The sequence below is a fragment of the Leuconostoc litchii genome, assembly GCF_008107645.1.
Taxonomy (GTDB): Bacteria; Bacillota; Bacilli; order Lactobacillales; family Lactobacillaceae; genus Leuconostoc; species Leuconostoc litchii.
Window position 1 is genome coordinate 1 of record NZ_SDGY01000007.1, and the last position, 22,932, is coordinate 22,932.

The window sequence follows — 22,932 nt, forward strand, 5'->3', positions numbered from 1 at the left end:
CGCACAAAAGATTTAAATCTTTTGTGCGGGATTACTTTTATATACGATAAAAAATTTATTCAAATGACGCCCACAGTTTTACAATAGCTTGTACACCTTCATCCCCATGTTTTTGATTTAATTTATCAAATAATTGTTCAGCCAGTTGTGCATTAGGTAATTCGATATCCATTTCTTTTGCGGCATCTAATGCTATCCTTAAGTCTTTTAGTAAGTGTTTTACATAAAATCCCGGCGTATAATCCTCTTGAAAAATACGTGGTATATAATTATCGACAGACCATGATTCTGCCGCTCCTTTACGCCAAACATTGTATGCACTTTCTAAATCCAAGCCTGCCGCTTTTGCATATACTAAAGATTCAGCCATTGTAACAACAGTTGCAGCAACACCTATATTATTGCTCATTTTCATATGTTGCCCCTTACCAGCGGATCCTGCTAAAACAATTTGCTGCCCCATAATGCTTAATACAGGTTTAATTTCATCGAGAACACTTTGCTCACCGCCAACCATAATTGTCAACGTACCATTCTTAGCACCAATATCTCCACCTGAAACGGGTGCGTCTAACACTTGAAAACCTAAATCTGTACCTGTTTGTGCAAGTTGTTCAGCCAGACGTGGCGTGGACGTTGTCATATCAACCAAAATTGCACCTGTTTGGGCACCAGAAAAGACACCGTTTTCTCCAACCCATACTTCTTCAACATCTTTCGGATACCCTACCATTGTAAAAGTCACATCCGAATTTCGTGCCACTTCAGCTGGTGTATCTTTCCAAACAGCACCATTAACCAATACTTCATTTGCCTTATTTTTAGTACGATTAAAAACTGTTACATGATACCCTGCACGCAATAAATTATTAATGATGCCAGTGCCCATGACACCAGTTCCAATAAACCCTATATTCATTTTTAATCCTCCTTATAGCAAAAGCATCACAACAATGTGCAATGCTTTTATCATATTATTTTATATTGATTAATTGTTGGATAGTTTTTAAAACACCGTCATGATTATTATCTGATAGCGCCTCGTTAAAACATCCAGTTACACTTGCATCCGGCATTTTGTATGGCATACCAACAGCACGTAACATTTCTAAATCATTTCCCCCATCACCAAAGGCCACAACATCAGACAAATCAATAGCATAACTATCTGCCAGCATTTTTAATCCTGCAGCTTTATTAACACGAGCTGGAACAATATCAATAGCCCCCGTTCCAGTTTCTGTGATGTGTACGTCATCGTTAAAGAATTGTCGAGCATCTCTATAGAATTTTTGCTCATCAAAATTTGTCCAACTCATTGTAACTTTATAAATGGGTTCCTTAATTTCACTTACTTCCGTGAATTTTTTGACATACTTAAAATACTTAAAATAGCGTTTATTACTTTCAATGCTTATATTACTAGGTAAATACGCCGTATCATCAGTAGAATAAACTAAACCACGGTTTGGACGCTGACTATAATGATTCAAGAAATACTGAATTTGATGCAATGTACTCTGAGAAAGGGCATTTGAGAATAATACTGTACCATCACTTCTGACTACACGAGCACCGTTATTAGTAACAAAATTTAAACGTTCGCTGAGAAAATTCTTGAATAAAATATTAATTCTTTCTTGATGCACGCCTGTAGCAATTGTAAACTCAATTTGCTTGGCCTTCAGCTCACGTAATACCTCACGAAACAGCTCTTGATTAAATTTTTTATCATCCTTTAAAAATGTGCCATCTAAATCCGTTGCTATCAGCTGAATAGTCACTGTTAGAGGTTCCTTTACTATCTACTAGTCTGTATGCTATTTATTCTACCCTGATAAAATGTCTATAGCAAATTTAAACTTTGGGTATTTTGGAAATAATGTTTCACGTGAAACATTAAAAGTTAAGCTAATATTTGTTGCGCAATCCAAGCGGCTTCTCTTAAAATAACTGTGTTAACGCCTGGCCGCGGAATCACGGTACCAAACCACTTCTTTCCTTCGAGTGGAATACCATAAATATACAAATTTTGCATACGTTCACCTGTTTTAGTGATTACTTCAAGTGTGCGCACATCTGCATTCGCTGCTCCTAATCTATAAGTTGATCCATCTGTACGAGTCCAAACAGCCGCTGATAAGATACCTTGATTACGCAAATTAATGATTAAAGAATTAACGGATAAATCAATATTTGTCGCTCCTACACGTGCGTCAACAAGTGCATTACCATAAACTTTATTACCACGGGAATCACGTGCAACAAATTTTTTATCATCAGTTATTACTTGTAAATTAGCGCCCATGATTTCTGCTATACCAGCTTTCATCAAAGCGCGTAGTTGCTCAACTCGTTGTAGTGGTGGTCCAACCGACAGCATCACATCTAATGGTTTAAAATAACGCAAAAATAACTCATACTCATCAGCAGAAAAATATTCATGCTCTACAACAAAACGAATACGATCTCTTAAATCTCTTAAAATGTCAAAAGCACCGGCAAATGGGGCTTGCTTATTGCCTAAACGGGCATCTTGAATATCAAATGCTAAATACTGCATCATCCAGTCTTGATAATTAATATTTATCGGCAGATTTTTAGCTGGTTGTCTAATTTCATTAATATCAAATGCTGGTTCATCAATTAATCCGAAGTCTGCCGCCGTAGCATTCAAATCACCAGAACTTAATAAGGCTTGTTTTAGTGCCTGTGCCTGATCATAGGTTAAATTAACCGCTGGGCTATCAATTCTATTCAACAGATGCTTATACGTTAATTCTTTAACAAGTAATTTTTCAAAATCACTATATTTTATTTGCCCATGCCCTGCAGCTCGTAACGCTTCCAAAGCTGGCAACGTGAAGAACGTGGGTTCATACACCTCACTAGTATCTTTTTCATTACGTCCTCGTGCATGCAACGGCACACCACTACGTGATCCAGCAATAATATGAGGCTCTTTACCAGAAGGATGGTATATTAATTCACCATCCACTTCCCGACTAAAATAGCCCCCTTTTCCAATTGACAGGCCGGCCATATAATCATAGAAACTCAAACCTAAGCCCCGAATAATAACAGTATCATTATTTGTTAATTGTGCTAAATTGGCTTCTGCAGGGTGCATCGGTGGCAAATATTTTAAGTTATTTTCACTAGCAAATAACTTAAAACCAGCCTCTTCTTCTGTTAATTCATTACTAACATGTCCTAAAGCTAAAACAACTTGATTAGCTAAAATTTGTGTGCCATCAGATAAAATCACTTGGTATTTTGTACCAATTGAATTAATGTTATTGACATTTTGTTTTGTAAAATTCAACGTTTGGTTACTACGAAGTCGCTTTTGTAACCACTCAAAATACCATGCTGCATATATACCCATCATCCCCCTAGTCGCAAAATCACTGGGCGCTGTAAGATGTGAGATTTCTGCTAAATAGGCATCATCAAACTCCTTGTGTTTGGCTAAAAAATCAGCTGCATCCGATTGTAACCATTGGAATAATGTTGGTCCGTGTAAAGGTTTACCGACATGTTCGATTGTATCATCAGTGAATAAGGTCACTTGATCAATAAACGTGTTCATCAGAAACAATTTGTTTTGCGGAATAAAAGGATCCCACACACGCCCACCAATAACGTATGGGTCGAATATTTGAACATCCAGTTGAATACTGTCATCAGCTAGATTAATCAAGCGTTCAGCAACCGCTAAACCACGCGGTCCTGCACCAATGATTGCTACTTGCATTATTTCTTTTCTCCTGAACGTTTAATCAATAAAATACATTTATATTACTATTTAGTTATCCATTATTATAATTGTTTCTCACAATATTTTCAAAATAGTTACTATATACCAACTCTACAGATTTTCAAAGCATAAAAAAGGCAGCCCTTTGGCTGACCTAGCTTAAATATACTTAATCACTGGCTAATCAATGTCATCAAGATTGGCACAACAATCAAACTAAGTATTGTGGATTCAGTAACCATAATTGCTGCATAATCTGCATCTGCACCGTATAAACTGGCGACTACCGGGGCATTTGTCATCACAGGCATCGCCGACTGGAGAATAAACACTTGCTTCATTAAGTGTGGTACATCAGCCTTCCACAATAGAAAAAACATGACCACTGGTGCTAAAATAAAGCGGCCAAACAGAATCCCCAAACTGTACTTATTCAGTTTAATATTCTTTACCCCTGCCCGTTCTACGGCAATGCCAATGAAGAACATCGAAAGCGGTACCGTCAAATTGCCCATATACTGTAAATCAGACACAACAAAATTGGGTAATTTAATATCTAACCAAACTAATATAACACCTAATATAAAGCCAAGTAATGGTGGTGAAAAAACCTTTGACAGAGTCGCTTTGATGTCAAATTTCCAAGCCCCTTCACCATCACGCTGAATAAGATATGTACCTAATGTCCAAAAAAATGTTGTATTAACCATGTAATAGACTAACACATACGGTAAACTTTTCACACCAAACAATGCCATGTTAATTGGTAATCCTACGAAAACCGTATTGGAATTAAAAAACATTGATTGAAAAAGTCCGCGTCGGTTTTTTCTGATTCCTAAAGCTCTTGCAAAACCAACAGAGATAGCAAATAAAACAATCATTGAAATAATCGGAAATTTGATATTTGGTAATAACTGAATCAACTCTCCTTTAGTAAAATCATGCGTTATGGTATTAACCATATACATTGGTAACGCTATCTGCGTCACAATACGTGCAATAATTTGTCCACTCTTATCAGTAAACCATTTCGCACTAGCTAAACAATAACCAATGGCAACCATCACTAAAATTACCAAAACACCTTGTATACTCTGTAAAAATACGCCCAAAACACTGCCCCATATGTGAGAATTTTTTAATTTATTTACATAATATCATATCATTTCCTTCTTTTTATTGCATCACGTCTACGACTAATTGTCTGTACTTATTTTTTCAACATTATGTAAAAAACATTTACATATAAATGTCTTAATAAATTCTTTAACATTCACATAGTTATCAAAAGTTATCCTCCAGCTGTTTATTGTCAATGTTTTTCGTTTTTTTAATAACAGGTTCCTTAACAAGTTATCCACATATCCACAAGTTGTGAACTTTACGTTGTGGATAATGTTTATAAACAACCTCAATTGTTGTCCTTTCACCTTTTAGTCTGTGCATAACAATGTTTATTTGTGGATAACCCACACATTTGTTCGTCTTAATATCAACAGTCTTCTTTTTTTCTTGTCCACAACTGTTGATATTCTCTAAAGTTGTCGTTTGCCTGTGGAAAACTTTTTTTCTTATTGTTATAATTATCTTTGCTACTTCTTCTATACTAGAAAAGCCGTCGGTTCAAACCATGATTTGCGTTAAATATGATTAATGTAATATCGTCATTTTTGACTTGAACCATATATTAGGAGAGATATTCGTGACAAAACCAATAACTAAAGAAGAATTATGGTCAAAAGTACAAGCTGAATTTTTTACCAAACTCGGTCGTGTGACTTTTTCTACCTATATAGAACCACTTAAACCATTGACACTGGAGGAAACTAGCCTAACACTAGAAGTCCCAAGTGATATGGCACAGGATATTATTGATCAATGGGATAGTGAATATTCTATGGATTTTGTTCAATTTGCCATGTCTATTGCTGATGGCTTCATTAAGCCAGACTTAAAAGTCGCCGAAGATAAACCAGCACATATAGCAACGCTTTCGGATAATTTATCTTTCACAAGAGAATCTGATTTGAATCGAGATTTCACTTTTGAAAAATTTGTTATTGGCTCTGGGAATGAAAATGCTTATGCTGTCGCACGTGCCGTCGCTGATGAGCCAGGGCAAGTCTATAATCCATATCTTATTTATGGTGGTGTTGGTTTAGGGAAAACTCATTTGATGCAGGCCATAGGCAATGCTTATGCTGTATCAACACCAAGTGCACATATCAAATATGCCACAGCAGAAGATTTTTTGAATGACTTTACTGAATCATTACGAGCAGGGGATGGAGCTACAGCAGCATTTAAACAGGAGTATCGTTCGGTTGATTTACTACTAGTTGATGATATTCAATTCTGGTCAGGCAAAGAAAAAGTCCAGGAAGAATTTTTTAACACGTTTAATGTTTTAACTAAAAACGGTAAACAAATTGTCATGACCTCAGATAAACTCCCAACAGAAATTGTTGACTTGCAAACTCGTTTAACATCACGTTTTGAGGCAGGGATTATGATGGATATTCAGAAGCCTGATTTGCCTACTAGAGTTGCGATTCTACAAAACTTGTCAGAATCAGATGGCTTAGATATACCAAATGATGTATTAGAATTGATTGCTGAAAAAATTGATTCTAACGTACGTAGCTTGGAAGGGGCATTCCATAAATTCGAAGCTAGCCTACGCTATATGAATAAACCCGCCACAAAAGAAACGGCGCAACAAATATTAGGGGACTTAAACATCAATCAAGGTTTCAAAATAACGGTTGAGCGCATACAGCAAGTTGTAGCGGATTATTATATGCAAACCATTGATGACCTGAAGAGCTCAAGCCGAAAAAAAGACCTCGTCACTGCACGACATGTTGCTATGTATCTTACAAGAACACTAACAAACGAAAGTTTACCCGATATTGGTCGTGCCTTTGGCGGACGAGATCATTCTTCCGTATTGCATGCCACCACAAAGATTACTGAAAAATCAGAAAGTGATCCACGGACAAAAGAAATGTTAGTCGCTTTGACGGATGAAATAAAGCATGGAAAGTAATCATTAAAGACACTTGTTCATAATTTGGCAAAATCTAGAAAGTTACCAACATGGTTGTGCACAACTACATCTATTTACAGGTTTAATCACAAGTTACTTTTCCACAACATTAACACCCCTTATTATTACTATTATTTATTTTTTATATAATTAATAATATAACTGTCACTTATTTGCTTATTTTAAAAGGAGCAGTATCATGCAATTTACAATTAATCGTTCAGCTTTTATTAAGGCACTTAATGATGTATCACGTGCCATATCTTCTCGAACAACAATTCCAATTTTGACAAACATAAAGTTAGTTTTAAATGATGAAGAATTAGTTCTAACAGGATCTAATGCAGATATCTCAATTGAAACAACAATTCCACAATCGGATACTAGTACACAATTAGTGATTACGACACCCGGTGGGATTACTTTACCTGCAACATTCTTTATTAATATTGTTAAAAGATTACCTAATGATTCAATGACACTAACTGTAGAAGGTTTGCGTGCAACAATTACATCTGGTGCGTCATCATTTACTATTAATGGACAAGATGTTCAAAATTATCCACAGTTACCAGAAATGGATGATGTTCAAAGTCTTAGTGTTTCAGCAGCACAATTAGTTGATATTATTTCACAGACAAAAATTTCTGCCTCAACTCAGGAAAGTCGTCCCATATTAACCGGAATTCATTTAGAATTAACAGGAAATAGTGTGAAAGCGGTAACTACGGATTCACATCGTTTATCACAACGAATTGTTCATCTAACTGGTACGGACGCTGATGTTGATGCAAACGTTATTATTCCAGCTAAATCTTTTAATGAGTTGCAAGCATTACTTGAAGGCCAAGATCGTGTTGAAATCAAATTTTCAACGAATCAAGCTGTTTTTGATTTGGGACATACAACTTTCTACTCACGCTTGTTGGAAGGAAATTATCCTGAGACAGATCGCTTAATACCAACTGAAAGCACAACGCAAATTACGATTGAAGCTAGTTCATTATTAGGAGCGATTGATCGTGCTAGTTTGTTGAGTCATGAAAGTCGTAACAATGTCGTTCAACTATCTTTGACATCAGGAAATGCAGTATTAACAGGGACTTCTCAAGAAGTTGGGCAGGTTACTGAAGAATTAAATGCGACAAGTGTCGAAGGGGACGACTTGGAAATTTCCTTTAATCCAGATTATGTTCGAGATGCTTTACGTGTATTTAATGGTAAAAAAGTGGCAATTAAATTTACAAGTAATTTGCGTCCCTTTACATTAACACCAGAAGGAGAAACGGATAATAAACAGTTGCAACTTATCACGCCGGTTCGAACATTTTAAAAGGTAAAGATGCCGATTTGTTAAAATACGTAAAAATAAACACGATTAGTTAAAAATAATCATAGTACACTAGCGAGGCCTAAAATTGCTTATATACAATTTTAGGCCTCGTTTTTGAGATTTTAGGTTTCAAAAATGGTATAATACTGTAGTAACTACCCACGACCATTTACGCATTAAAAGAAAGCGATATATGACAACTAGCGTACGTATCACAACTGAATACATTACTTTGACACAACTATTAAAAGAAGAAAATATCATTTCATCTGGCGGACAGGCTAAATACTATTTAATGGATTTTCCTGTACTACTCAATGGTGAAGTGGAAAATCGTCGTGGTAAAAAACTTTACGACCATGATGAGGTTGTCATTCAAGATGAAACATATGTGATTGAACTGGCAGAAAACGCAGAACAATTAATTGCAGAGGCAGAAACAAAAAAAGAAGCTCGTGCAATTAATGCTAAAAAAACAGTGCGTGACGATCGTATTAAAGCCAAAAAGGCAGCCGTTGCTAAAGCGCGTAAAGAAGCGCGATTTGCTGAAATGCGCAAAAAAAATCGTATACGTTCTGGTGGTTTTGGTCGTTCAACAAATAAGCCTAAAGGACCTGGTTCGTGGAACTCGAATCAATAACACTTGATCATTATCGTAATTATTCAGATTTAACGCTAGATTTTAGTTCAGGCGTAAATGTTTTTCTTGGCGAAAATGCGCAGGGTAAAACTAATTTATTAGAAAGTATTTATGTATTGGCACTGGCACGCTCTCATCGAACGAGTAGTGACAAAGATTTAATACAATGGCAAGAAAAAGAAGCTACAATCAGTGGACGAGTGAAGCGTTCTATTAGTGAAACACCACTGTCACTTCATTTCTCTAATAAAGGTAAAAAAGCACGTGTTAATCATCTTGAGCAGTCAAAATTATCGCAATATATAGGGCAGTTAAATGTTATTTTATTTGCTCCAGAAGATCTTGAACTAGTCAAAGGTTCTCCTAATGTTCGTCGCCGATTTATTGATATGGAATTTGGTCAAATGAATCCACTGTATTTGTATAATACGACGCAGTATCGACGTATCTTAAGAGAACGAAATGCTTATTTAAAACGATTGCAGCTCAAACAAACAACGGATACGGTATTTTTAGATGTCTTGAGCGAGCAGCTAGTAGATGTTGGTGCACAAATTTTATTAGCGCGTCAAGACTTCTTAAACAAATTAGAAGTCGCTGCACAGCCAATCCATGCGGAAATATCGGACCACCGTGAATCGTTAAAATTACGTTATCTTAGCGCAATTAATTTTGAACCTGGGTCTGATTTAGAAAGTGTAAAAAAAGAATTCAAGGATACCTTGTTAAAACAGCAGTCACGAGAGATTATGCAAGGATCTACAATGATTGGGCCACATCGTGATGAATTACAATTTGATGTTAATGGTAACAATGTTGCTGTCTTTGGATCTCAAGGACAACAACGTACGACGGCTCTAGCTATTAAATTAGCTGAAATTGATTTAATGCAACATGAAACAGGAGAATATCCGGTATTATTGCTTGATGACGTATTGAGTGAACTTGATTCGAGTCGTCAAACACACTTACTATTAGCAATTCAAGATAAAGTACAAACGTTTATTACTGCGCCGACACTAAATGATATTGCGCGTCAATTAATCCAAAAACCGCGTGTGTTTCACGTGAAACAAGGTGTAATTAAACTCGAAAGTGACGAAATAGAGTAAACGCCTATCGGTTTTGTTTTCAATGAAATATAGTACATAAAAGGATACAAAATGGCAGAAATTAACGATATTAAAGATCAAGAATTAGAATCTATTGATAGTATCATTACTGATGAAGAAGAAATTAAGCATGCTAGCACGGTTGATGCCAATGCTGCTGATTATAATGCTGATCAAATCCAAGTATTAGAAGGATTGGAAGCGGTTCGTAAGCGTCCAGGAATGTATATTGGGACAACTACAGCCCAAGGTTTGCATCATTTAGTATGGGAAATCGTTGATAACGGTATTGATGAAGCACTTGCTGGCTTTGCTTCACATATCACTGTGGCGATTGAAAAAGATAATTCAATCACTGTAACTGATGATGGGCGTGGTATCCCAGTTGATATTCAGGCGAAAACAGGAAAACCAGCCTTAGAAACAGTATTCACCATACTTCATGCTGGTGGTAAATTTGGCGGAGGCGGATATAAAGTTTCTGGTGGATTACACGGTGTTGGGGCTTCTGTTGTTAACGCTTTATCGACAGATTTAGATGTTAAAGTAGTTCGTGATAATAAAGTTTATTATATGGATTTCAAGCTTGGACGTGTCAATACAGCCATGCAAGCACTTGATGAGGAACCTACAATTGAACGTGGTACGATTGTTCATTTTAAACCTGATGCTGATATTTTCCGTGAGACAACAACCTATAACTACAAGACGTTACTAACACGTGTTCGGGAATTAGCATTTTTGAACAAGGGGTTACGCATTTCTATTGCTGACAAACGTCTTGAGGAACCAACAAAGGAAAGTTTTCATTTTGAAGGTGGTATTAAAGAATATGTACAATATTTGAATGAAGATAAGCAAGTTATTTTCCCTGAACCGGTTTATGTTGAAGGGGAAGAAAATGGTATTGTTGTTGAAGTGGCGTTACAATACACAACTGATATTAAAGATAGTTTGCGTACTTTTGCTAACAATATTAATACATACGAAGGTGGAACGCACGAAACAGGGTTCAAAACTGCTTTGACACGTGTCATTAATGATTATGCCCGTAAGAATGGTCAAATTAAAGACGGTGGTGAGAGTCTTACTGGTGAAGATGTCCGAGAAGGCATGACTGCAATTGTTTCGATTAAACATCCAGATCCACAATTTGAAGGTCAGACTAAAACTAAGCTAGGTAATTCGGATGCTCGTCAAGCTACAGATCGTATGTTTTCAGAAACATTCAGTCGATTCATGATGGAAAATCCAAGTGTTGCTAGACAGATTGTCGAAAAGGGTGTTTTGGCTCAAAAGGCACGTTTGGCTGCCAAACGTGCACGAGAAATGACGCGTAAACAGTCTGGATTAGAAATTGGCAACTTACCCGGAAAGTTAGCAGATAATACATCAAATGATCCAACTATTTCAGAATTATTTATCGTTGAGGGAGATTCTGCTGGTGGCTCTGCTAAGCAGGGTCGAAATCGATTAACACAAGCCATTTTACCAATTCGTGGTAAAATTTTGAATGTTGGTAAAGCTTCATTGGAGCGTGTTTTAGCTAACGAAGAAATCCGATCATTGTTTACAGCTATGGGAACAGGATTTGGTAAGGATTTCAATGTTGAAAAGGCAAACTATCATAAAATTATTATTATGACAGATGCCGATGTTGATGGTGCTCATATTCGTACATTATTACTAACGCTTTTCTATCGTTATATGCGTCCTCTAGTTGATGCCGGATATATCTATATTGCACAACCACCTTTGTATGGTGTTGCTTTAGGTAATAATAAGTCAATGACTTATATTGATTCTGATGAAGAATTAGAAGAATACTTATCACAATTACCTGCAAATGTTAAACCGAAAGTACAACGTTATAAAGGTCTTGGGGAAATGGATTATGATCAGTTAGCTGATACAACCATGGATGCTCAAAATCGTCGTTTACTTCGCGTTGACCCAGCGGATGCGGAAGAAGCTGAGGCTGTTATTGATATGTTAATGGGTGGCGATGTACCACCACGTCGAAAATTTATTGAAGATAATGCAGTTTTTGTCGAAAATTTGGATATATAGTCTAGATTTAAATGCACAATATAAAAGTCATAAAATATTTGCGAGGAGTAAATAAGTAATGTCTGAGTTAAACGACGGTCGTATTAAAAATGCGAATTTGTCAGAACAAATGAAAACTTCATTTTTGTCATATGCCATGTCTGTTATTGTGGCAAGAGCTTTACCAGACGTCCGGGACGGTATGAAGCCAGTGCATCGTCGAATTCTATATTCGATGATTGAACAGGGAAATACACCAGATAAGCCGCACAAAAAATCAGCACGTATTGTTGGTGATGTTATGGGTAAATACCATCCTCACGGTGATTCGGCAATTTATGAGTCAATGGTGCGAATGGCACAACCTTTTTCATACCGCCATATGCTTATTGATGGGCATGGTAACTTTGGTTCGGTTGATGGCGATGGTGCAGCTGCTATGCGTTATACCGAGGCACGATTAAGTAAAGTTGCTATGGAAATGGTCCGTGATCTCAATAAGGATACGGTTAATTTTATCCCCAACTATGATGGTGAAGAACGTGAGCCAGAAGTATTACCAGCTCGATTCCCTAATTTACTTGTTAATGGTGCTACAGGTATTGCTGTTGGAATGACAACAAATATTCCTACACATAATCTTGCTGAAGTCATTTCTGCATTACATGTGTTAATGGATAATCCAGAGGCAACCACAGCAGACTTGATGGAGGCCTTACCTGGGCCGGATTTTCCTACCGGTGGTATTGTCATGGGGAAATCAGGTATCCGTCGTGCCTATGAAACGGGGCGCGGTACTGTGACTGTGCGTGCAAAAGTAGACATTGAACAGCTCAAAACAGGAAAAGAACAAATTATCGTAACTGAGCTACCTTATGCCGTTAACAAGGCGCGATTAATTGAGCGTATATCTGAATTGGCACGAGATAAAAAGATAGAAGGCATCACAGGAATTCGTGATGAATCTGATCGTGAAGGATTACGAATTTCGATTGATGTTCGTCGTGATGCATCAGCAAGTGTCATCTTAAATAATTTGTACAAACAAACTTTGTTACAGACAAGCTTTAGTTTTAACATGTTAGCAATAGATCATGGTGCCCCTAAGACAATGAGTTTGAAAGAAATTCTTGTTGCTTATTTAGCACATCAACGTGAAGTCATTCGTCGTCGTACTGTATTTGAATTGCAAAAGGCACAAGCACGAGCGCATATTTTAGAAGGATTACGGATTGCGCTTGATCATATTGATGAAATTATCACGATTATTCGATCATCTAAAACGTCTGAGGAAGCCAAAACACGTTTAATTGATGGTTATGCTCTATCTGATAAGCAATCACAAGCAATTTTGGATATGCGATTGGTTCGTTTAACTGGTTTGGAGCGTGACAAGATTGAAGAAGAGTATCAAAAGCTTGTTGCATTAATTGCTGACTTAAAAGATATTTTGGCACATGAAAATCGTGTTGATGAAATTATCTATAACGAACTATTAGAAATACAAACAAGGTTTGGTGATCCACGACGAACAGAACTACAAGTTGGGGATGTATTAAGTATTGAGGATGAGGATCTTATTGAAGAAGAAGATGTCATTGTCACATTGACCAACAGTGGCTACATTAAGCGTGTCGCAACTGGAGAGTTTAAGGCACAAAATCGTGGCGGACGTGGTGTTCAGGGCATGAATGTCCATGATGAAGATTTTGTTGATCAGATGATTTCAACGTCAACGCATGATACTTTATTATTTTTTACTAACAAAGGTAAAGTATACCGTATGAAAGGCTATGAAGTGCCAGAATACGGTCGTCAAGCGAAGGGGATTCCTGTTGTCAACCTTTTGAATTTTGAAAGAAATGAAAAAATTCAAACAGTTATTAATGTACGTGGTGAAGCCAGCGAGAGTGAAGACTATCTATTCTTTGTAACGCGTTTAGGGGTTGTGAAGCGTACGGCTGTTAAGGAGTTTTCAAATATTCGTACTAACGGGCTAAAGGCCTTAACATTGCATGATGATGATGAAGTATTGTCAGTTCAGATTACTGATGGAACAAAAAATATTATCATCGCGACTCATAATGGTTATTCTGTTAGCTTTTCGGAGAAAGATGTTCGAGTAATGGGTCGTTCCGCAGCTGGTGTTCGTGGTATTCGACTTCGAGAAGGCGATTTAGTTGTTGGATCTGATGTCTTGCAATCCGATCATAATGTTTTAATTATCACTGAAAAAGGCTATGGTAAACAAACGCCAGTCAGTGAATATCCAATTAAGGGACGTGGTGGAAAAGGTATTAAAACAGCTAATATTACCGAAAAAAATGGTCCATTGGCTGGTATGACCATTGTCAGTGGTGTAGAAGATATTATGGTTACCACAACGCAAGGTGTGATGATTCGTTTTAATGTTGATTCTGTAAGTCAAACTGGACGTTCAACGCTTGGTGTACGATTAATTCGTTTAGAAGATGATGCAAAGGTAGCAACCTTAGCAAAAGTAGAACATGAAGAAAGTGCTAAAGATGTTTCACGTGAAACACCTGAAGAAGTACCACTAAACAATCAACAAATTAATCAAGTTTCTGATTTATTAGATCGAGCACAGGATGATACAAAACAATAAGAAAATTAAACCAATGGGATTCATTCATCCCATTGGTTTTTTATTTATCAAACTTTTTAGTGTATTAGGCATAAAATCAATATAGTATAACAACTGATATTGGGATGTTATAATACACTTAAAATGAAGGAGTGGCATATGAGCATTTATGATTATTTTGCAACATTAGAAAATGGCAAAACCTATTCTCTTAAGGAACTAGCTAATCATCCTGTTTTAATCGTTAACACAGCTACTAAATGTGGTTACGCACCACAATTTGATGGATTAGAAAAATTATATAAAAAATACAAAGATCAGGGATTAATGATTTTAGGATTTCCATCTAATCAATTCAAACAGGAACTAGACGATGCGTCTGAGGCGGCTAAGGCTTGTCAACTTACATACGGCGTTACATTTCCGATGCATCAAATAATTGCTGTAAATGGTAAGGATACGGACCCCTTGTTTAAGTATCTGAAAGAAAATTCAAAGGGAGTTTTAGGTAGCAGTACTATTAAATGGAACTTTACAAAGTTTTTAGTGAATAAAGAAGGCAATGTTGTAGCGCGTTACGCACCACAAACAGAGCCTAAGGATCTAGAAGAGGATATAAAAGAAGTCCTTTGAACGTAAAATTTTAGTTGAGGGGTTGAATTTTTAGGAGGATTCAAATAGTTTTTCTAAAATCACGTATAATATTAAGTGTAGTTTGAAAATAGCTTTCCGAATAATCAGCCTGTAAATTGTAGCTAGTTATGAATTAGTAGCAAACAAAATTTATCAACTTCATAATATCTCAGCTATTAAATGTATATGCTGTTTATCATTGATGACAAAGCTTAACAAAAAATTTAGGAGATGTTTTCTCCGTACATATTTATGAGGTACTTTCAATGAAAATTCATATTATGCCGGATTGGTCCACAGACGGCGAAGAGATACCACAATTTAATGATAGTATCCATCAAGCACAATTATTTTTAGAAGAAGAACAAGAAGTCACGTTCGTATTATGTAATTATGAACCTAGATTACGTAGTATATTGTCATGTAAAAATATTGACAGAGTAACTGTTTGGTCAGCATTCGACATTTTACAGCATGTTAATTTAACAGCACAAAGAACACTTTCATTGACAGACTTTTCTTGGCCAAAGTATGCAGAATTTATAACCATGCCAGAACGTATTTTAGTTCAGGTAGCTGGAAAGCATTATGCAACGGTATGGTTTAGTCAGTTGTATTTTGACAAAATTGATTTGTTCGACGAAAAGGATAACGTAATACAGCAATTGTTAATTGACGACCGAGGATTTGTATCACAGATTGGCGTATTTGATGATAGCGGTCACAAGATACGAACAGATTATTTGACGCCGGGTGGCGATATTGCAATGCAGGAGAATCACAGCACAGGTCAAGTAGTCACACAACAATCATGGACAGAACTGACAAAGTTTGATAGTATGACCGCATTAGTTGCTATGGCGCTGGATAATTACTTGCATCAAGTACCTGATGATGAAAACTTAATTGTATCGCCGAGTGCTACAAACAATAAAATTTTATTATCAATTAATATTAAACAGCCAATGATTTTTAGTATTCAAAATAATACTAAAAAAGAAATTGCTGATTTTGTAATGAAAACCGATTTTATAGTAACGGATAGTCAAGTCCATTCTCACCAATTCAAAGATTTACTTGATGAGAAAGTACCAATTGTTGAAATATCACCGTATGCTATTCAACTTAATAAGAAACATAACATTAAGAGACCGTTAAAAAATATTTTTGTAACCATGCAAGGCATTAATAATGAACTGCAAAACTTGATTATTGAAACACTCGTTAATGTTGTCAATAAGTATGATGATGTGACGGTAGTGCTTGAAAATCCTGGGGATATTTCAGCGATTAAGGAGCAACTTGAGGCGGCTAGCCTGTTCGCTAGGAATGAGCATGGTTTAATTGATAGAGATAGTCAAATTGCGTTTAAATCACGATTTAATTTATTGGGCATTCAAAACGAAGAACAGCGACTAAAGTATGTTAAAAAAGCACATATTTTGATTGATTTAGAAGACGTGCCAGATCATTTTTTGCAAATTTCAGCAGTTAACTTTTTAGTGCCACAAATTAATGTTCAAAAAAGTAGCTATGTTATACCAGATAAAAACGGTAAAATATTAACCGATATTTCCGAATTAGAGTCAGCTATTCAGTTCTACTTAAGTGACGCTGATAATGAAGACAGTATGGATGAAGTAGCCGAAGCATTACAATCTGAAAATAATAGTGAAATGCTATGGATTAAATGGCAGCAAATTTTTAACAAAATAAAAAGCAAAAGAACTATTTAATTGAAAAAAATTTTTGCAAAGACGGGTGAAAAATGACAATTTCAATTTTACAAATTGGTGCAGATGATTGGACAGCAAGTATAACTAGTTGTCTCGAATGGCACCACACAACAATACTTGATTTACCAACATTTTTAGCACGACAACGAGATCCCTATGTACTAGAGCAAGATTATGTAGTACTTACAGATGATGTACTAGAAAGCACTTTATTATCAAGTCAAATTGAGGAATGGCCGGCATTGCGTGTTATTTATTTTGCTAATCAAATTAGTAAAGATTTTCAAGACATTCTAACTGAAAGACGTGGTTTTCGTATTGAAGAACATACACCAGCGCTAGTAGAAAAACGAATTATTGATGATTTGAGCAGTGGGCAACATGGATTTTCAAAAAGTTTCACAGAAGACCAATTTTTACCGCAGGTTCCAAAAGATATTCATTTCAAACGTGAAGGTCGCTTTTCTACAAAATTTGAAGGAGATTTCGGTGAAACATGGCAACAATTAGGGACAATTATCGCTGGAAAAGATGATTTCCAAAATAATAGTGCTAACGAGGTATGGTTAGCCTATGATCATACGGAAGAAGCCGCAGCAGCATTATTATTTGTATTTTATCAGTTGGGGGAAATTGTCCAACAACAAATGATTTATGGCGAGGATTTACACCAACTCAAAGTAGTTGTTCCGCCGGAAATGTACGATGGGTATGAGATTTTGGTTTTTGGTAAGGGGAAAGGATTGCTAGATTTTCAGTCAATTCATCAGCGCCGACACCGCCATGGATTAGGGCATCTATTACCAGGGGGCGTTTGGCAAAAAACTAACGAGAATGAAGAAATTCTTAATTACTTTAATCCAGGAAATCGACAAAAACCATTAATTGTTAGTTTTGCAGATACACGATTGTATGTAGATGGTTTCGAGATGCGAGAAGCATTGAATACTTTAGAATCACCCTACTTGTTATTCACTGATTCACGTGTACAGGGCGGTGCGTTTGATATTGGTACGGTTGAATATGAAAAAAGTGTTGTTCAAATTATTAAGCAAAAGATAAAAATATTAGGTTTTAGCCCAGAAGATGTTATTTTAATGGGTTCATCGATGGGGAGTTATCCTGCATTGTACTATGCTGAAGACATTAATCCTGGAGCAGTTGTTCTTGCAAAGCCTATTTTGAATTTAGGTGCGTTCACTGCTGGATCAAAAATTTCACGTAGTTTTGATCAAGGATGGCGACTTGATGTAAGAAGATATTTAACTGGACGCGTGCATCCAGATGATAACGAAAAATTGAATCAAAAATTATGGCAACATATTGAAAATACTAATTGGACGAACATTCAAGTCGCATTATTCTCCGTTACAAATGATGAATATGACGGACAAAGTTTGCAACAGTTACTAGATTTCTTTGTTGAACATAATACACCTTTGACACATGTGACCGAAGAAGGTACTCATATGGATAAACTAGATGAAATGGTTGATTTTTTGACGACTAATCTAGAAAAAATGAAGCAAACAATGCGTATGGAGGGTGAGTAATGCAATATCAAATTTATTGGACACCCAATACACAATTAGTTGAGTTACAAGGTGCAACTGTGGATTTTCAGTCTTTGAATAATGTATATTATGAGCACCACTTTTTACCCAGTGGAGAAGTTATTGCAAGATGGCACTCAATATATAATAAAAGAGCAAACCAACGTACCATTGTAGCTGATTTGCCGCAATTATTGCATGGTCAATCATACGTCATTGAACGCCATATAGATGCTAGTGAGCGTATGTTTGCTTATCTAGTTGTTACTTTTTTTGATTCGGACTACCAACCAATCACTACTTTTAGTCAAAATAATGAAAAGCTGACCATAGATACACCAGAGAAGTATGCTTTTTATGTAATTGATTTAGTTTCGGCAGGTAGTGGTAGTTTCACATTTCATAATTTTATAATCAGACAACAGACCAACGGTTTTTTACGTGAAACAGACCGAGAAATTGCACCACAGTTGTATACTTATTTACACCAACCAGAAAAAATTACAAGCAAAGAACTGCGTGTCATATTTTCTGAGCCAGAGGAACAAGTAACTGACTACGCTACGGAAAAAATAAAAACAACACAACAAAGTGTGCTGTTTATTACTAGTGCTAAACTCAAAGCTGGATATTATCGCCAAAATGAACTATTAGCGACCATTAAAAATGTTAAAAAGCAAGTTAAGGCGCAAACCATAGAATTTGTAGGCTATGGTCCAATATCAAGTTATGCTGCACTCTACTATCATCAACAAATGAAAAAAAGTACGGCTATTATTAGTGAAGATATTTTATTAGAGCCAGAAAATACAAATTGGGCAATTGAGCGAACGGTTGATGGGGTGAGCCATTTAGCTAATTCCATTATGCCCAATACGCAGTTTAACTTACTGATTCCACGTCCAAAGATTGAGCGTTTAGAAACACTTTCATACAGTACGCCAACACCAGAAGAATATAAGCAGCAACTGCTGTATGAAGCAGCACATCCAAAAACTGGCGCATTTAGTAAACTGTTTACCCATAAAGGTAAAAAAAGTTAAACTACAATGTTTAACTTTTTTTTGTTTTGCTTTGATTTTTTAAAGTAACTGTAGCAATACTTGTTAATTGGTTGGACATACTTTCTGTGATATTAACTGCCCATACTTGTAATGATCGGCCAATATTAACTGGTGTAGCAGTGGCTATCAAATGCCCTTTTGAAACGGCCTTAAGATGGTGTGTGTGTATATCAACACCAACAGGAAATTGATCATCGGGTAAAATTTCTTTTGCGCCTAGAGATGCAGCTGTTTCAGCTAATAAAGCATTAATACCACCATGGACAATGCCATAGGGTTGCATAATATTTTCAGTGACATCTAATTCGACAACAGTTTTGCTTGCAGACAATTTGGTGGTTTTTAATTCTAAAAGTTTTATAATATTCATTATAACTAATTTCCTTTCTGAATGGAGTATAACAAATGACAACTTGGAGCGCTATTAAGAAGTACGACGAGATTCTTTTTGAGACAAATAATGATGGTAAAAATCCTGGAAAGATTGCTAAAATCACAATGAATGATGTAGCAACGCATAATGCTTTCACACCGGGGATGGTATCAGAAATGATAGAAGCATTTACGATTGCACGGGATGATGCCCAGATTGGGGTCATTATTTTAACAGGTGCTGGAGATAAGGCATTTTCTTCGGGAGGGAATCAAAAAGTTCGTGGTAATGGCGGTTACGTGGGAGCGGACGGTATTCCACGTCTTAATGTTTTAGACTTACAGCGGTTAATGCGCATTATTCCAAAACCAATTATTGCAATGGTTAAAGGATGGTCTGTTGGTGGTGGAAATATCTTACAATTAGTTGCTGACTTAACTATTGCAGCCGACAATGCTAAATTCGGTCAAACTGGACCGATGGTAGGATCATTTGATGCTGGTTATGGATCAGGATACTTAGCTCGAGTGATTGGACATAAACGTGCTAAGGAAGTTTGGTTTTTGAATCATTTTTATACGGCTGAAGAAGCTTATCAAATGAACTGGATTAATAAAGTAGTTCCTTTAGATGAAGTGGAATTTGCAACTATTGAATGGGCAGATGAGATGTTAACTAAATCACCAACAGCGCTACGTTTTATTAAAGCAGCAATGAATGCTGATACAGACGGTCTTGCAGGGCTACAACAATTTGCTGGTGACGCAACGATGCTTTATTACACATCTGATGAAGCAAAAGAAGGAAGAGACTCATTTAAAGAGAAGCGTGATCCAAATTTCGATCAATTCCCAAAGTTTCCATAACCGACGGAGGTTTAGGCACTATGACTTTAAAAATTGCAGTTGCGCAGATTGACATAGCGTTAGGACAACCAGCAATTAATGAAAAGAAAATCATTACCTATGCTGAGAAAGCGTCTGACTTGGGCGTTGATATATTGGTTTATCCAGAAATGTGGAATACCGGGTATGACTTGAAAAATTTAGCAACACTTGCTGATATTCGAGGAGAAAAAAGTGTCTCTTTGTTACGTAGTCTTGCTGAGAAATACCATTTGAATATTGTAGGAGGCTCTGTAGCGACATCTCAAAACGATGATGAATTCTACAATACAATGTATGTTTTTAACAATCAGGGTAAACAGATTAGTATGTACAATAAATTACATTTATTTGGTTTAATGAATGAAGAAAAGTATATTACTGCTGGAAAATCAATGAATTGTTTTACGCTGTCAGGTATACCATCGGCAGCCGTAATTTGTTACGACATTCGTTTTCCTGAATGGATACGTACAATGATGAGTAAAGAACCACAACAAATTTTATATGTTGTCGCCGAATGGCCTGTTCAACGTATTCAGCAATGGCAACTTTTATTACAAGCACGAGCCATCGAAAATCAAACATTTGTCGTAGCTGCTAATCGTGTTGGTCGAGATGACAACAATGTGTTTGGTGGCCATTCATTGGTGATTGATCCGCTGGGGAATATTATCCAACAAGCCAGTGATGAAAATGAAGCGTTGCTAGTGGCAGAGATCAATATTGCTGATGAGGATTATATTCGAGGAGAAATTCCTGTGTTTAGAGATCGACGCCCAGAACTTTATCAATAGAGGTAAATATATATGCATTTTGAAGAATCTGATTTACTTAAAACACTACCTAAACAATTTTTTGCCACATTGGTTGCTAAAGTCAATGCAAAAATTGCTGCTGGCTATGATGTTATTAATTTAGGCCAAGGAAATCCGGACCAACCAACACCGGACTATATTGTTAAGGCTTTACAAAAAGCAGCTGAAAATCCTGCCAACCACAAATATTCATTATTTCGTGGAGAAGAGCGTTTTAAACATGCTATAGCTCAATTTTATAATGAAGAATATGGTGTTACGCTTGATCCTAGTACCGAAGTTGCCATACTTGCTGGATCAAAAATAGGTTTGGTTGAGTTACCTTGGGCATTAATGAATCCAGGAGATACATTGCTATTACCTGACCCTGGATATCCAGATTATTTGTCAGCAACAGCCTTAGGCCGTGTAAAATACGAGTCAATTACTTTGAAAGAGGAAAACAACTTCTTAGTAGATTATCAATCTATTCCAGATGCTGTTGCCAAAGCGGCCAAGTTTCTTTACCTAAATTATCCCAATAATCCTACTGGCGCAATTGCGACATCAGATTTCTATCGAGAAACAGTTGCATTTGCAGAAGACCATCAGGTGGGCATAATCTCTGATTTTGCATATGGCGCAATAGGCTATGATAATCATAAACCAATATCATTCCTGCAGACTAAAAACGCTAAAGCAGTAGGCATTGAAACGTATACTTTCTCAAAAACGTTTAATATGGCAGGATGGCGTGTTGGTTTTGCTGTTGGTAATGCAGAAATGATTGAAGCGATTAATCTTATACAAGATCATCTATTTGTTTCCTTATTTCCAGCAGTTCAAGATGCAGCCATTGAAGCTCTAAATAATACAACAGAACGTAAAAAATCTGTACAAAAACTGAATGATATGTACCAACGACGACGGGATGTTTTTATCAATGCTGTTCGTTCATTTGGCTGGGAACCCTATGTTCCCAAAGGGGCATTCTATGTATTGATGCCAGTACCAAGTGAGTATACATCTAGTGAATTTGCAGATTTACTATTAGAAGAAGCCAATGTGGCTGTAGCAGATGCGTCTGGTTTCGGTGCTGGTGGTCAAGGATATATACGTGTTGGCCTAACGATTGGGGAAGAACGCTTAGCTGAGGCTGCAACAAGGATTAGTAAATTACCGATTTTTCAAAGTAAGCTGAAATAAGCTTACTTTTTATTTTTTGAATAAATGACGAATATTATACATAAAAAAATCAAAATAAGTAGAAATAAACGATTAATAGGTAGTAGATAAATAGATATAACAGTAAATCAAAATAAGTAAAAAATAAGTAAAAGA

At 36.4% G+C, this 22,932-nt stretch carries 18 protein-coding genes; 13 read left to right on the forward strand and 5 right to left on the reverse strand.

All coding sequences use genetic code 11. From position 1 onward, the window contains the following. Positions 1-55: 55 nt before the first annotated feature. From ESZ47_RS08240 to ESZ47_RS08255, 4 genes are all read right to left on the reverse strand, one after another. Positions 56-919 carry an NAD(P)-dependent oxidoreductase gene (locus tag ESZ47_RS08240; RefSeq protein ID WP_148606493.1) on the reverse strand — a complete coding sequence of 288 codons (864 nt, stop codon included), beginning with the start codon at positions 917-919 and terminating at the stop codon, positions 56-58. 55 nt (positions 920-974) lie between these two features. Next, on the reverse strand, positions 975-1,784 hold the full coding sequence (locus ESZ47_RS08245) for an HAD-IIB family hydrolase (protein ID WP_148606495.1): 810 nt from the start codon (positions 1,782-1,784) through the stop codon (positions 975-977). A 122-nt stretch (positions 1,785-1,906) separates the two neighbouring features. Then, positions 1,907-3,757, reverse strand: coding sequence for an FAD/NAD(P)-binding protein (locus tag ESZ47_RS08250; protein WP_148606497.1), 1,851 nt, complete (start codon positions 3,755-3,757; stop codon positions 1,907-1,909). A 176-nt stretch (positions 3,758-3,933) separates the two neighbouring features. Next, positions 3,934-4,875, reverse strand: coding sequence for an AEC family transporter (locus ESZ47_RS08255; RefSeq protein WP_148606499.1), 942 nt, complete (start codon positions 4,873-4,875; stop codon positions 3,934-3,936). Positions 4,876-5,465: 590 nt separating this feature from the next. On the opposite strand from ESZ47_RS08255, the gene dnaA reads away from it, so the two are divergent. The 10 genes from dnaA (at position 5,466) to asp3 (ending at position 19,516) form a co-directional block, all read left to right on the forward strand. After that, positions 5,466-6,812, forward strand: coding sequence for a chromosomal replication initiator protein DnaA (gene dnaA / locus ESZ47_RS08260; protein ID WP_148606500.1), 1,347 nt, complete (start codon positions 5,466-5,468; stop codon positions 6,810-6,812). A 199-nt stretch (positions 6,813-7,011) separates the two neighbouring features. After that, the gene (dnaN, locus tag ESZ47_RS08265; protein WP_148606502.1) at positions 7,012-8,145 is read left to right on the forward strand and encodes a DNA polymerase III subunit beta; all 1,134 of its coding nucleotides are present in this window, start codon (positions 7,012-7,014) and stop codon (positions 8,143-8,145) included. 193 nt (positions 8,146-8,338) lie between these two features. Next, complete coding sequence (gene yaaA / locus ESZ47_RS08270) at positions 8,339-8,785, forward strand: S4 domain-containing protein YaaA (protein WP_148606504.1); 447 nt, start codon at positions 8,339-8,341, stop codon at positions 8,783-8,785. Continuing rightward, the gene (gene recF, locus ESZ47_RS08275) at positions 8,767-9,897 is read left to right on the forward strand and encodes a DNA replication/repair protein RecF (protein ID WP_148606506.1); all 1,131 of its coding nucleotides are present in this window, start codon (positions 8,767-8,769) and stop codon (positions 9,895-9,897) included. The genes yaaA and recF overlap by 19 nt, the downstream gene beginning before the upstream one ends. Before the next feature lie 51 nt (positions 9,898-9,948). Beyond that, on the forward strand, positions 9,949-11,967 hold the full coding sequence (gyrB, locus tag ESZ47_RS08280; RefSeq protein ID WP_425280133.1) for a DNA topoisomerase (ATP-hydrolyzing) subunit B: 2,019 nt from the start codon (positions 9,949-9,951) through the stop codon (positions 11,965-11,967). Between the two features lie 58 nt (positions 11,968-12,025). Beyond that, on the forward strand, positions 12,026-14,572 hold the full coding sequence (gyrA, locus tag ESZ47_RS08285) for a DNA gyrase subunit A (protein ID WP_148606508.1): 2,547 nt from the start codon (positions 12,026-12,028) through the stop codon (positions 14,570-14,572). Between the two features lie 138 nt (positions 14,573-14,710). Then, positions 14,711-15,184, forward strand: coding sequence for a glutathione peroxidase (locus ESZ47_RS08290; protein WP_148606523.1), 474 nt, complete (start codon positions 14,711-14,713; stop codon positions 15,182-15,184). Between the two features lie 266 nt (positions 15,185-15,450). Beyond that, a complete protein-coding gene (gene asp1 / locus ESZ47_RS08295; RefSeq protein ID WP_244307580.1) occupies positions 15,451-16,920 on the forward strand; it encodes an accessory Sec system protein Asp1 in 1,470 nt (489 codons plus the stop codon). 32 nt (positions 16,921-16,952) lie between these two features. Further along, positions 16,953-18,473 (forward strand): accessory Sec system protein Asp2, encoded by a 1,521-nt coding sequence (asp2, locus tag ESZ47_RS08300; protein WP_148606510.1) that lies wholly within the window; start codon positions 16,953-16,955, stop codon positions 18,471-18,473. Continuing rightward, a complete protein-coding gene (asp3, locus tag ESZ47_RS08305; RefSeq protein WP_148606512.1) occupies positions 18,473-19,516 on the forward strand; it encodes an accessory Sec system protein Asp3 in 1,044 nt (347 codons plus the stop codon). Before asp2 ends, asp3 begins: the two co-directional genes overlap by 1 nt. A gap of 10 nt (positions 19,517-19,526) precedes the next feature. Here asp3 and ESZ47_RS08310 read toward each other — a convergent pair whose 3' ends face one another. Then, positions 19,527-19,907: a PaaI family thioesterase gene (locus ESZ47_RS08310; protein ID WP_148606514.1), complete on the reverse strand. Its 381-nt coding sequence runs from the start codon at positions 19,905-19,907 to the stop codon at positions 19,527-19,529. Between the two features lie 35 nt (positions 19,908-19,942). Here ESZ47_RS08310 and menB point away from each other — a divergent pair, with 35 nt between their 5' ends. From menB to ESZ47_RS08325, 3 genes are read left to right on the forward strand one after another with little or no spacing between them, the layout of a single operon-like run. Continuing rightward, entirely contained in the window at positions 19,943-20,776 is an 834-nt protein-coding gene (menB, locus tag ESZ47_RS08315) for a 1,4-dihydroxy-2-naphthoyl-CoA synthase (protein ID WP_148606515.1), read from the forward strand. Positions 20,777-20,796: 20 nt separating this feature from the next. Beyond that, positions 20,797-21,591: a carbon-nitrogen family hydrolase gene (locus tag ESZ47_RS08320; RefSeq protein WP_148606517.1), complete on the forward strand. Its 795-nt coding sequence runs from the start codon at positions 20,797-20,799 to the stop codon at positions 21,589-21,591. Positions 21,592-21,603: 12 nt separating this feature from the next. Continuing rightward, entirely contained in the window at positions 21,604-22,797 is a 1,194-nt protein-coding gene (locus ESZ47_RS08325) for a pyridoxal phosphate-dependent aminotransferase (RefSeq protein ID WP_148606519.1), read from the forward strand. Positions 22,798-22,932: the final 135 nt, after the last annotated feature.